Below are 12970 nucleotides of genomic sequence, written 5' to 3'. Positions count from 1 at the left end.
GAATTATTGCGATTCCGAGCGAACGATGGCGTAGTTGCCGCGAACTTGAACAACGACAACCTTTTCCCCTTGTTCAATCATATCACCATCGGACGTTACGCTCACGATTTCGTGTCCGATTTTCGCTTTACCACTAGGACGCAGTGGCGTCAGGGCATGGCCTGCACTACCCACCAGGTGAGTTAGGTCGACGATCGTTTCTCGGCGGCGAATTTCTTCCTGGGCTTCGTCATCCGGAGCATTCAGCATCGTTTGATTCAAGAATGGGGTCCTTGGAAGAACGTGCTTTGCAAAGAAAGCCGCAGCGATCATCCCTGAGAACAGGACCAAGATCGTCGCCAAGGAGTAAGGTACCTGGTCGAGTTCGTAGTCCGTCGTCGGCCAAATAAATGTCTGCATGGCCAGCACGATCCCGGTGATGAACATCGCACCTCCTCCCAGGCCGAAGATACCAAAGCCAGGCAGCACTAGAATCTCGAGAATGATAAAGAAAAGGCCACCAACGATTAGCATCGCTTCCAGCCAACCGGCGGTGCCGTTGAGGAAGCGGCTCCAGAAAAAAAGCCCAAAGCACATCACCGCCACAAACCCAGGGATGCCCACGCCTGGCGCTTTAAACTCGCTAATCAAAGCGATCACGCCGATAAACAAGCAAAACATCGCTAGGCTAGGCTTCGCCAAAATTTCGACAAACTGGTGAGCCCAGTTTTGCTTGGGGATCTCAAGCTCGTCCGGCAGGCCGTATCGCCGTGTAATGTCCGACACACTAGCCGCTCCGGCATCGGCTACTCCCCAATCGAGTGCCTGGGTGCCGGTCAGTTGCAACGCTGCGTCTGGCTGCGTGATCTCTGGACCTTGCTTCCACTCTTGAGGGTCGGCAAGCTCGGTTGCTTCACGCTCGCTGAGATACTTGGTGAGCGTGGTGCCAGGACGTTCGTAGCGGAAGACCTTCAATTCTGGGTCATTCATCGCGCCCCAGATCGACCACGATCGTTTGGCTTCGACAGAGATTTTAGACAAGTAATTTTCCAGATCGACGCGACCTTGTTGGGTGTAGTGGTAGCTCCCCTCGCCTCCGAGATTGGCATTGGGGGCAATCGCGATTTCGTCGCAGGCCATCGCAATCAACGATGCATTGGAGGAAGCCTCTTCGGTGATCAAGGCCACCGTATGAACCGAATCAGGCAACCCAAGCAGGAAATTGACCATATTCTCGCACGCAACCGGATCACCTCCTTGCGACTTCAGTTCGATCAACATGAAGTTCACACCACCGGTAACGGCGTCTTGCATTGAAAGGGAAGTTCGCTGCACCATCCGATTCGAGATCTCGCCATCCATGACGAACCGGGCCGCTTTCCAGTCGCGGTTAAGCCCCAGGTCTTGGGTGATCTGATTTTCGGGAATCTCAAGCATGGCAGCCAGTTGGCGATAGTTTTCGCTGACGTGGCTAATCAGTTGGAGGTCCTGCCGCAGTTGATTGGCGGTAAAAAGTGCCATCTGCCCACGGGGAACGAGTTTCTCTGAGGTGGCGACCTGACCTTCGTCTTTCAGCTTGGCGTATTCTTCACCACTTACAAAGCGACGGTCGTTGACGTGATAGATTTCCAGACCTGGGTCCAGCATGCCGAGCGCCAGTTGCGGCGGCAGGACGTTGCGGAAGCCGGCGATCTCTTCGTAAGCATGACGCATCGTGGTAGAGATCGAGGCTTCGTCGATTCCGGCGTTGCCTAGCTGAGCTTCTGGATGCATCACAATCTGTTCGCACGCCAGCGGGACGAGCGCCGCATGACCTTCGATCGGGCCTTTCAGGTAAGCGACCGTCTTGAGCCGGGTCGCCTCTTTGGAAGTTAGAAACCGAGCGATCGCCAAGCTGCGTTCAAATTCGCTTCCGCGCGACTTGCCATCCGGGTCGCCCTCAATTTCAAGAATAACGATTGGGCGTTCGTCTTTGTCTGCTAGTCGAGAGAGAAGCTTTTGAAGGCTTTTTTTAACGTCCGTATCAACCGTACCACTAATGGGCAACGGGATCTTTAGCCGGACGCCAGTCAGTTTGGGGGCCGCTGCTTGGTTTGCTTGGTTCTCTGCCTCAGCAGCAGGTACGTCCTGCTGAGATAGCACTGCCGAGGGGGACATCATAACTAGAGCCAGGAGCAGAAAAGCTTCTGCCCACCGAATCCAGGTGCCGCGAGCTTTCAACATCCGGGGACCTATCTACACAAGGAGTGAGCGCTAGAACTAGCGTTCCTATTCTCAGGTAACTGAATTATAGCGCGAGAAGAAACGGGGCAAAAGAAAATCCACCTTTCCGATTAACGAAGTAATCGAGAAGGTGGATTTTATGCGAAATAAGGCGATTTGGGAGGAATAGATCCTAACGTGGCATCGCTTGATTTGGGCGACCGGCGTTGGCTGGCCCTGGGTTTTGCTGCTGAGCACCTGGCGTTTGTTGAACGACCCGCTGCCAACCGCTAGGCAGTTGCGGCTGATAGAACGATCGTGAGAACATCTGTTGCAGGCCAGCCGTCAGGCCTCCTTCTTCGTAGGTTTTGCGATCCGAGAACTGATAGACGGCCCGCGAAAAGTTAGGCATGTTCGGAGGCTCGGCGTTGGGATTGTAGTTCCGATCGAACACCGCGATGGCAAACGGGAGGAATTCTTCCCGATCGATCAGGATATCGATGTAGCGATACTCCGCTGCGTCTTGAGGGCGTTTTGGCCAGGCTTCAAGCCAGTATTCGTTGGGGTTGCTGGTTTGGTGAGGAGAGACACGCAGGTGAAAACGCTCTTTGATCTCTTCTTTCTTGGCACCAAACAAAAACGGTAGCGGGCCGTTAGTGATCGCTTTCCCTTGTTGTTCAGGTGGGAGAGGCCAAATTTTTAACTGCTTAGAGGCGACATCGAACTCGAAGATCGAAGCACCATCGCAAACCCAATGTTCGAGGACTTCGCTAGGACGAAACTCGTAAGTTGCAGGTTTGCCCGCTTCCTTAGGAGGCGTGTAGTGCTGGAGCGTATCAACTTTAAAAAGACCCTTGTCAGGCTGCTCGTACTTGATGGTGCCTTTGCTGTAGGTCTTATGGCTATCAGCGGGACCGAAAACCGAATCGTATTCCCAACGCTCGAAGTTGGCTTCGTAGTGATGAACCTTTTTGCTGCGGAATTCCCAGAACTGCAGGATGTCGTCGATGTACTTCTGTTCCTGCTGCGTAACCTGGAACGGAGCCGGGATCAGTTGTCCTGGCCCCACTGGTGCCTGACCGCCAACCATCCCAGGCTGAAGATTCTGCTGCTGCGGATTGACCTGCTGCCCATTCTGCGCCAGTCCAAGAGGCTGGCCAGTATTACGCTGGGATTGGGCGAAGCTATTGCTGCTGACGAGGCCCACGATGGCCAAGCACGCCGCGAGGAAGATTCCATTCTTCATCGAGGATTTCCGCTTTTGAGGGGAATACCAAACACGACTGGGATGCCCCAGCCGATGGGGAAACGAGCTTGGATCGTATCACATTGCCTGGGTGTGACCTAGATCGAATCTTCCCGAGGGGCTAGCAGGTGATAAAGCTCGTCGAAATGAGTCGCTATGTGCGTGGCAAGTTCCCGTCCATCGACGCTTGAAGGGTCTTTTCCTTCGGTAAAAAGGACACTCGGGCAGCCGGCGTTATGGGCAGACAGAATATCGAGTTCGTAGTCGCCGACCATCACGACCTCGTCGACGGTAAGCTTCCAACGACGGCAAATCTCGAGGATCGCCCAGGGGTCAGGCTTGTGAGGTCCGTCCTCACGACAGATGATGATGTCGAAGTAGTGCCCAATGTTCAGAAAATTTAATGTGTACCGTGTGGTCTCAGTACTATTTCGTGTCACGATCGCCATCGGACGGCCCTCTTGGGCCAAAGCTTGCAGTAAGCGATCTGCTCCATCGATCATCGAGGCCCGTTTCGCTCCTTCCAATTCGTGGCGATGCAGAATCTCTTCTTTCGCCGCTCGATCGTCTTGGGAGAGTTCGGCCAACTGCTCTAAGATAGGAATGCCCGGCCGCAGCCCCATCGCGGCGCGCATCGCAGCGAAGTCGAGACCTGAGTCGACCAGGGTCCCGTCCATATCGAAGATGATGCCTTTAAGATGGGAAAGTGCGGTCATGATAAATTGCTGCTGCGAATGGATGTTAAGCGTTTAGTAAAATTCATGTCTCCTTTTCCTTCCCAAGGGAGAGGGGACAACATTGGTAAAGGGAAGTCTGTGGAAGTCGCTGTCTTTGGAACAAAATCATACGACCGCCATTTTCTAGATTCCGCAGCCGAAGGGGCGGATATTCAATGGCACTTTATTGAGCCACGTCTGACGCAAACCACCGCTCCCCTGGCCTCCCCCTTCGAGGCGATCTGCTGCTTCGTCAACGACGAAATCTCCTCCGACGTGCTGGATAAGTTGGCCAAGGGAAAAACCAAGCTGATCGCCATGCGGTGTGCCGGGTACAACAACGTTGATTTGCCCAGGGCACATGAACTGGGGATCCAAGTTGCCCGGGTGCCGGCTTACAGTCCGTACGCGGTCGCCGAACACGCTGTTGGCTTAATCCTGACGCTCAACCGCAAGTATCACAAGGCATACAACCGCGTTCGCGAGGGGGATTTCTCGCTGAATGGCCTCGTCGGCTTTGATCTGCATGGCAAAACGGTCGGCGTGATCGGTACTGGCAAGATAGGGCAGATTTTCGCCAGAATCATGCATGGGTTCGGGTGTGAGCTACTCGCCTATGATGTGCAGCAAGCTGAGGACTGCCTGAAACTAGGCGTGAATTATAAGGCTCTGGACGAAATTCTCGCTCAAAGCGATATCATCTCGTTGCACTGTCCACTGCTTCCAGTGACCAAACATTTGATCGATGACGAGGCGATTGGCAAGCTGAAAGCCGGAGCCATGGTTATCAACACCAGCCGTGGCGGTTTGATCGATACCGTCGCCGCAATTGGCGGACTGAAGTCGGGGCAAATCGGTTCCCTGGGCATCGATGTCTATGAAGAAGAAGCCGAGTTGTTCTTTGAAGATAAATCGGAAACCGTCATCCAAGATGACGTCTTTGCCCGGCTGGTGACCTTCCCCAATGTCCTGGTTACCGGCCACCAAGGCTTCTTTACCCAAAACGCTTTGGAAGCCATCGCCCAGGTGACAGTGCAAAACCTGAAGGAATTCGCCACAGGGAAAACGTTGACAAACGAAGTTGCCGTTTCATAGTTTCCAGTCACTATGGTTCAAGCATCGAGAAGTCTTTAAAGCCCCAAATTGGGCGAATGAAAACTATCGTCACCGTGACGCGCGATCACAGTGTCACGCTGGCTAGATTCAAGATCGCATCGAACTCTTTCTTTTTCACCGGCTGAACGGAAAGACGTGAGCCTTTGCGCATCAGTTCCATATCCGCAAGTGATTTGACGTCGGCGAGTTCAGGTCGCCCAAGTGGTTCGGGGAATTTCTTTTTCAGCTTGATGTCGACCATAAACCAGCGGGGATTTTCTGGTGTGCTTTTGGGGTCGAAGTGGTGGTCGTCCTCGTCCCACGAGGTGAAGTCGGGGTAGCTTTCCTTCACGACTTCCGCCACGCCGACAATCGCCGGGGGGCACGCGTTGGAGTGATAAAAGAGAACCAGGTCCCCTTTCTGCATGTCGTCTCGCATGAAATTCCGGGCCTGGTAATTACGTACGCCAGACCAGAACGTGGTCTTCTTCTTTTCTTGGGCCAGGTCATCGATCGAATATGATCCCGGTTCTGACTTCATTAACCAGTAATTCATCGCGGGGTGCTATCACTCGGGGATTAGGCGGTCTACGCCGGCAATTTTCATGTTTCATTGAGAACCGTTAGAATAAACGACTCGACCATCCTTTGTCACGGGGCGGAACCGAGGTTGACTCATCCTCTTTAATGCGGGAAAACGTCGCTCCCTCTCCATTTGCGGTCCCATCAAGAGCTGTCGGAATTGAAAAGCACGACGCAAAAAAGCGACGAGATCTTAGCCGTTCCCATGTTTTTGGCGACCGTGGCGATTCTTTCGTTCTTTGCGCTGACGGTCCAAGAGTTCATGACTCGGGAAGAACATCTTTCGGTAACTCGACTGATGATCTTTTTCTGGCTGACGATGGCCATGTACCCGATTTTCTGGATCGAGTCGCTCTGGCATTTTGCCATCGATAGCCCACGAAAGTGGCGAACGCTGTTTGCCTGTGCGTTGCCGCCGCTGAGACTAGCCCGGCGTGATATGGAGGACGGCTCGCGAATGTGGCTGCCCATTCTGGGATGGCGTCACATCGACGAAGACCTGCATGAAGAGGTCGAACGTGATCTGAGCGTCCCGATGATCATCGTGGCGGTGATGATCTTACCGCTGCTGGCAATAGATTTCGTTTGGGCAGCTCAACTCGAACAGCACCGTTGGCTGCAAGTCGTAGTCGAGACGGGCTACAGTATTACCTGGCTGGCGTTCACGATGGAATTCATCGTGATGTTCTCAATTGTCGACAAGAAAATTCTTTACTTAAAGGCGCATTGGGTTGATTTGCTGATTATCTGCTTGCCGCTAATTGCCTTCTTACGGGCCTTCCGATTGACTCACTTGGTACGGCTGCAGAATGTAACGCGAGCGACGCGAGTTTACCGCATGCGTGGATTGGCTCTGCGCGTATGGCGGGGGCTGCTGGCCATGGATGTGATTAGCCGTCTGGCCCGTATGTCACCGGAGGCGAAGATCGAAACTCTGAGAAAGCTGATCCAGGAAAAGCAGCAAGAGATCGATGGCCTCGAAGGAGAAATCGCCGATCTGGAAACGCAGATCAAGCCGGCCTCTGAAAGCAATGCCGCCAACAAACTCCGCGAAGGGGAGGCGGCTTAGCTAATTATATTTCACGCGGGGATTGCCCTGTCGTGTTCTCTTTTGACCGTGTCGCGATCTGTTAGCTTGTCGTATGTTCTACGAACAGCGTTTTCAACTTTCGCGTGATAGGGCCCGGTTTGCCGTCGCCGATTTCACGGTCGTCGACTTTCACCACTCCGATCACTTCGGCCGCTGTACCCGTCATGAAACACTCGTCGGCCACGTAGATATCGTGACGCGTGAGCGTTTTTTCGAAGGTTGGAATGCCGGCCTCTCGGGCCAATTCTAGAACGACATCTCGCGTGACGCCTTCTAAAATACCGGCATCGGTTGGTGGCGTTAGCAGATTGCCGTCGCGGACGATAAAGATGTTATCCGCCGTGCACTCAGAGACTTCCCCTTTGTGGTTCAACATCAAAGCTTCCAGGCAACCGGCGTTGCTGGCTTCGATCTTGGCCATGATGTTGTTCAAGTAGTTCAGCGACTTGATCCGCGGCGAGAGAGCCGCCGGATGGTTACGGATAGTCGCGGCCGTGATGATGGCCAATCCGTTGTCGTAGAACTCTTGAGGGTAGAGTTTGATCTTGTCAACGATGATGATCACTTGGGGATCATGGGTACGTTCGGGACCAAGTCCAAGCGTGCCGGCACCGCGCGTGATGACCAGTCGAATGTACCCGTCGGTGAATTCGCTTTGCTTGAGTGTTTCCAAGCAGGCTTGGGTCATCTCGGCAGATGTCAGCGGGATTTTCAGGCAGATTGCCTTTGCTGAGTCATAAAGACGGCGGATGTGCTGTTCTAGGCGGAAGATCTTTCCGTTGTAGATTCTCAGACCCTCGAACACTCCGTCACCGTACAATAGCCCGTGATCGAAAACGCTGACCATCGCCTCGTTAGGGGCGAAGAACTTCCCGTTGATATAGACTTTCGCGGACATTGGTATCTTACTGAGCGAATCGGGGTGAGGGGTGGAAACGCGCATTATACCCTAATCCAGTGAACTTGCCCTAGAGCCCTCAGGAGGTCTCGCGGCAGGGAGTTTTTAAACTTCATGCTCCCAACCAGACATTCGAACCAGGGCGAGGTTCATTACTCGCCCTACGATTTGGGCGAAAGCATTGCGCTGGCCCGATAGGGGGGCTAGATGACATTAATGGATTTACGAATCTCGGCTTGAACGTCATCGACGGCCCGGGTTCCGTCGACCTCGACGACCAGTTCCTTGCGGCGGAAAATCTCCAGCACTGGCTTGGTTTTCTCGTGGTATTCGGCCAGGCGATTCGCCAGGACTTCTTCTGTGTCATCGACTCGACGGATCAGTTTTCCTCCGCAAATATCGCATCGCCCTTCGATTTTTGGGCGATGATCGATCACATTGAAGTCGACGCCGCAGTCTTCGCACAGCCGGCGAGCGAGAACTCGCTTCCTGATTACCTCGTCTGGAACCACGATATGCACGACAGCGTCGATATCGTAGCTTTCCAGGAAAAAGGCGGCCTGATTGGCGTTGCGGGGAAAGCCATCCAGGATAAAGCCGAAGTTCCAGTCGTGTTCTTGCAGGCGTCGCTGGACGATTTCTTCGACAATTTCGTCATCGACTAATCTGCCAGCGTTGAGAATACGCTTGATCTTCGCCGCTAACTTCGTGTGGTTCTTGATATTCCATCGCAAAATGTCCCCGACGCCGATATGCGCGAGGTCGAGATGCTGTTCTAAGAGTTTGGCCTGAGTTCCTTTACCGGAACCCTGTACGCCCATGAACACATATTTGTGCATGGCGACGTCCTTGCGAAATCAATCAAGACTTGGGGCATTTCCTATGACAAGCCGTCGATTGTAGTGCTTTGCGGGCCTCAGCGGAATTGGCAAACGCGGGAAATGTGGTACATGGGATAGCATCTACACAGCAAGTACTCGATTTACTTCTCTGTGTTCTTAAGCCCGACAAACGCTGCCTGCAACTGCTGCTTGGCCTCTCGCTGTTCAGTGGTTAAATCTCCTTGGATTGCCTTGCCCGTAGGCAGGCCGAAGTCGACGACCGGACGGAGAACGCTTCCACCCAGCAGCATATAGTCTTGATTGCGTACCAACCGCTTGTTGCCATATTGGGCGTGAATCCACTGTCGTGGGTGGCCTGCCTGCCCCAGCAGTTGCGGGGCGAAGCTGCGACCGTCCAGGGTTTGCTTGGGCTTGGGGGTGTGAGCTAGTTCCAGCAGGGTAGGCATGATATCGGAAAGGTCGACCAAGTCGCTGTTGACCTTGCCGGCTTCAATAGTTCCGGGCCAGTTAGCGATCAGTGGAACTCGCGTACCGCGATCGGTCATGGTGGCTTTTCCGCCGTGAACCTGGCGCGTTACTGTTCCGTCGGTCCAAGTGGAAACAATCCGTTGATCGCATCCATTGTCACCGGTGAAAAGGATTAACGTGTTGTCGCGGAGTTTCATGTCTTCCAGCGCGTCAACGATTTGCCCGACTTGGCTATCGAGATACTCGACCATGTCCTTCATGTATTTCTTATCGCCAACGCCGTTGGCAGGTTTCAGGGGCTTTTCGCTGTGCGGGGTCGGTTCCCACGGATAGTGCGGCAGAAGTGCGGTGTAATAGACAAGAAACGGTTGCTCCTGATGCTGTCGCATGAAGTCGATCAGAAAGTCGACATTCGCTGCGGGGCCGTAGCCACCTTGAAGTTCCTTTTGCAGCACCTTCCCGTTCTGACGCATGGTAGGGTTAGCATAGCGAGACGTTTTCTCGCCATTGTGAAAGATCTGCCACATCTGCGACTGGTCGAAACCGTGATCGGCAAGCAAGTCACGCTCGTTCAAGAACGACAACTGCCACTTTCCGGCCATCACCGTTGCGTATCCCTTTTGCTTCAGCAGCGTGGCAAAACTGGTTTCCCGGTTAGGATCGAGAAACTCGCGGTGCTCGTCCGGCAGATAAATGATGCGGGGAATGCCATTTCGGAAAGGATATCGACCGGTCAGGACTTGGGCTCGCGTCGGTGAGCAAACCGGATTGGCAAAACAATGCGTAAACCGCATGCCCCCGGACGCCAGAGCATCCAGATGGGGTGTCTTGTAGGATTGGCCACCGTAGGCTCCGACCCCTTCGATGCCAAGATCATCGGCCATGATTACGACCAAATTCGGCAGCCGGTCTTCAGCTTGGGCCAAGACTGGAATCAGGAGAGAAAGCGTAGAAAACAACAGAGCGAAATACAGTCGACGCATGGGAAGAACCACGTTCTGGCAGAGAGAGAATCGTTGAAAAGCGGGTTGGCATTAGCCTAGTCGACCGCGATACGAATGTCATCCCCGCGGGCCTGCAAGCTGCGGATGGGTTGTTTCAGCCAGTTACGCCCTAGGTGTGCCTACTTATTCACGCCAATTTGCTTGATCGCCTCGTCTGCCTTCTTGCTCGACTTATCGAGAAAGTCTGTCGCGAACTCCTTCGATTTTCCCAGGTCGATACGGATCGATTTGAGAAAGTTGAGGGCGATGTTCTCGTTCACGCCGTGAGGGGCGACACCGACGACGCCAGATCCAGCGTGGGTGCGGAAGTCGCCGGAGTTCTGAAAACGGGTGACGCCGATCTTGGCGGCCATGTTGTGGGGGCGAAGCAGCGCGACCAGATCGTTCATGAACGCGTTTTCCTGACGTCCTCCGCCACCGTTGGTATGCCGAAGTCCCAAGGGCCAGGCAGGTGAGGGGGAAGCCAAGGAGTAAACACGCACATGCTCCAGGGCGGCAGAACCGAAAATGCGTTCGACAATGAATAAGGCGTTTGAGGTAATGAGGTTGCCTTGGCTGTGGGCGACAATTAATGTCTTGCGGCCGTAGTGTTTCGCGACCTCTCGAAACAACGAGACTGTGGCCTGATTCCAGACGAACGAGCCCTTCACGGTGTCGTCGACGATTTTTTTGATTTCGGCAGTGTTAATGTGTTGGCCTGGGACAAGCTTCCGGTTTCCGAATACGCGGGCACTGGCATTCTGCGTGAAGTCTAGCACACACTGCCCCAGGTCTAAGATTGCTCCGTTCGATAAGTTGTAAACTCCATGCACCGGGTGTTCGCAAAGAATAGAAAGCAGAGAAGATGTCAGGGCGTGGTCTTTGGCGCTAGTTCGGATGCCGTTGACGTAATACACCCTAGGAGAAACTGTCGGGACGGCCATCAAGTTGTATTTATTGACTTCGCCGTCTTTGCTCGGAATCGTAGGTGGCATCGCTAACATTCCTAGAGTGTCATGAATTTGGGGGCATCAGTGTGGGCTAGATAATCTTCATCAGGTCATCAGATTGGGCGCTCGCTATGGTTAACGATCGAATCGCAGTATGGTTGCCTGGAATCGGTAAAATTCATCGATTGTTAATCTTGGGGATTAACCATCGACTTAAGCCGAATGCCAAACGGCATAAGGCATTCGATATAACGGCCAGCCCTGGCGTTGATGCGACAAAACCGGATGGGAGTTAGCTACTCGCCGAAGTGTTGTTTAAGAAACGCGAGCGTCTTGTTGTTCGACCAAGCGTGGCCGCCGTCGAAGAAGTCGGCGTCGACGTTCTCTTCCTGCCCGAGTACAGCGTAGACCTTCTTGAGTCGAGCGTACTCTTTTCGAGCACCATCTATCGGGAAGATCCGATCGTCGATGCCATTGATCAGCAGGACCGGGCGTGGGGCATATAGTGCGACAACATCGGCCATTTCCCCTTCTCGCATAATGCCTGGAAGGGTATTGCAGATGCAGTGATGGATGGCGTAGATCGACGTACGGTATTCGGAGAAAGCTCCGGCGATCATCGCTAGTTTAACACGATTGTCGAGAATCGGCAGATACATTGTCAGGGTTCCGCCACCGGAAAGGCCGCACACTCCAATGCGATCGGCGTCGACTTCGTCTTGGGTTTCTAAAAAGTCGATTACTCGCATGGCATCCCAGCAGCGTATACCTTGTGGTGTCATGCCCATCAAGAATGCGTTCATGGTGGTCTCGTGGCAACTTCGCGCCGGCGACTTAATGCCGTAGTCTTGCCGCCCAACCGTTTCGTTCCAACCGCGAACGACGATCGCCGCCGTGATGTAGCCATGCTCGGCCATGTAAACCGCGTAATCGAGCGCATGCTCGTCGGTCTTCTTCTTTTGTGCCGGCGTTTCGTTCAGTCGGATGTAGGGATCGATGCCACTGTGCCCGTGCAGGCAGACGATGGCCGGCGTCTTCTCTTTCAGTTCGTGCGGCACAAAGTAATAGACCGGAGCCCAATAGTTGCGTTCGGTGTGAACGTAGATCTTATGTCGCGTGAACTTCTCGAACTTCTTCTCTTCGGCCCACTTCACTTCCAAAGGAACCGCTTCCGGCATTTCGCCGAGTAGGTCGACTACCGTGGTATGCATATTCGCTCGCCAGGCCTCGTGCTCTTGAACTGTGGTGGCGTTATACATCTGAGCCGGAGTGACTTGCTGGCCGAGACGCTCAAAACTGTGGGAAACGTTGTTGTCTTTAGGAATGGCCTGGGCTCTGGCAGTCGAAGACAGGAACGTGAGGGCGCAAAGGGCGGTCAAAAGGTGAAACGCGGTCATTGGCGGGATCTCTTGCGGAAAGAAGGTGGGAATTTATAGCTGCTAAGTTGCCATATTTAACGGCGGATGGAAAGCACTTTAGAGCACGGGAGCTTCTGTTTTTCCAGACGTCTGCGATCGATATCGACGGTTCGATTGGACGCTTCCAGCCTCGGCAAAGTCAATTTACTTTTTTTGAATTTTACCGTTCAATTCAGATCTGATTCGGATTTATTCAATTGTAATCTCGGTGTAGCTTGCCGGAAGCTTGGTTCTCGGAACGGCTTTAAACCAGGCTTCCCGAACCAATCGCTTGTCACTAAACTAGCTGGCGAAAGCCACAAGCCGAAGAATATGATCACCTGGGCTTAGCTGAACAAACCGTTGACGTGGAAGTTTTATTCCACGCTTTTCTCAAGAGATTGCCGAATCATTCGACGCTGAGGAAGATCGGCGATTGCTCAAGGAAAGCGGATGTCATGCTGAAGAAACGGCTTTCGAAGTCCAGATCGATGACCGGCCGCGTTTGCTAGGAGCTTTCAT

The 12970-nt window shown here is 53.5% G+C and carries 11 protein-coding genes; 2 read left to right on the top strand and 9 right to left on the bottom strand.

Translation table 11 applies throughout. The features are described from left to right. Positions 1-3: 3 nt before the first annotated feature. The 3 genes from HOV93_RS21570 to HOV93_RS21560 all read right to left on the bottom strand — a co-directional run bounded on the left by HOV93_RS21570 (position 4) and on the right by HOV93_RS21560 (position 4143). Positions 4-2139 carry an NfeD family protein gene (locus HOV93_RS21570; RefSeq protein WP_207398616.1) on the bottom strand — a complete coding sequence of 712 codons (2136 nt, stop codon included), beginning with the start codon at positions 2137-2139 and terminating at the stop codon, positions 4-6. A 235-nt stretch (positions 2140-2374) separates the two neighbouring features. After that, positions 2375-3427: a TIGR03009 domain-containing protein gene (locus HOV93_RS21565; RefSeq protein WP_207398615.1), complete on the bottom strand. Its 1053-nt coding sequence runs from the start codon at positions 3425-3427 to the stop codon at positions 2375-2377. A gap of 98 nt (positions 3428-3525) precedes the next feature. After that, the gene (locus tag HOV93_RS21560; RefSeq protein WP_207398614.1) at positions 3526-4143 is read right to left on the bottom strand and encodes an HAD family hydrolase; all 618 of its coding nucleotides are present in this window, start codon (positions 4141-4143) and stop codon (positions 3526-3528) included. A 45-nt stretch (positions 4144-4188) separates the two neighbouring features. Between HOV93_RS21560 and HOV93_RS21555 the strand changes: the two genes are divergently transcribed. Then, positions 4189-5238, top strand: coding sequence for a 2-hydroxyacid dehydrogenase (locus HOV93_RS21555; RefSeq protein ID WP_235990761.1), 1050 nt, complete (start codon positions 4189-4191; stop codon positions 5236-5238). Positions 5239-5323: 85 nt separating this feature from the next. On the opposite strand, the gene HOV93_RS21550 is transcribed toward HOV93_RS21555, so the two are convergent. Continuing rightward, on the bottom strand, positions 5324-5779 hold the full coding sequence (locus HOV93_RS21550) for an EVE domain-containing protein (RefSeq protein ID WP_235990759.1): 456 nt from the start codon (positions 5777-5779) through the stop codon (positions 5324-5326). Between the two features lie 201 nt (positions 5780-5980). Between HOV93_RS21550 and HOV93_RS21545 the strand changes: the two genes are divergently transcribed. Next, the gene (locus HOV93_RS21545) at positions 5981-6889 is read left to right on the top strand and encodes a hypothetical protein (protein WP_207398612.1); all 909 of its coding nucleotides are present in this window, start codon (positions 5981-5983) and stop codon (positions 6887-6889) included. Positions 6890-6950: 61 nt separating this feature from the next. Here the strand turns inward: HOV93_RS21545 and ilvE are convergent, their stop codons facing one another. From ilvE to HOV93_RS21520, 5 genes are all read right to left on the bottom strand, one after another. Then, positions 6951-7808, bottom strand: coding sequence for a branched-chain-amino-acid transaminase (gene ilvE, locus HOV93_RS21540; protein WP_207398611.1), 858 nt, complete (start codon positions 7806-7808; stop codon positions 6951-6953). 203 nt (positions 7809-8011) lie between these two features. Beyond that, complete coding sequence (locus HOV93_RS21535; protein WP_207398610.1) at positions 8012-8647, bottom strand: adenylate kinase family protein; 636 nt, start codon at positions 8645-8647, stop codon at positions 8012-8014. Between the two features lie 143 nt (positions 8648-8790). Next, entirely contained in the window at positions 8791-10101 is a 1311-nt protein-coding gene (locus tag HOV93_RS21530; protein ID WP_207398609.1) for a sulfatase-like hydrolase/transferase, read from the bottom strand. A 140-nt stretch (positions 10102-10241) separates the two neighbouring features. After that, positions 10242-11096 carry a hypothetical protein gene (locus HOV93_RS21525; RefSeq protein ID WP_207398608.1) on the bottom strand — a complete coding sequence of 285 codons (855 nt, stop codon included), beginning with the start codon at positions 11094-11096 and terminating at the stop codon, positions 10242-10244. A 251-nt stretch (positions 11097-11347) separates the two neighbouring features. Further along, a complete protein-coding gene (locus HOV93_RS21520) occupies positions 11348-12448 on the bottom strand; it encodes an alpha/beta hydrolase family protein (protein WP_207398607.1) in 1101 nt (366 codons plus the stop codon). Between the last annotated feature and the right edge of the window lie 522 nt (positions 12449-12970).

This window comes from Bremerella alba (genome assembly GCF_013618625.1).
Classification (GTDB): Bacteria; Planctomycetota; Planctomycetia; order Pirellulales; family Pirellulaceae; genus Bremerella; species Bremerella alba.
Note: the sequence above shows the minus strand (reverse complement) of the source record. Positions and strands in the feature narration are given on the sequence as shown.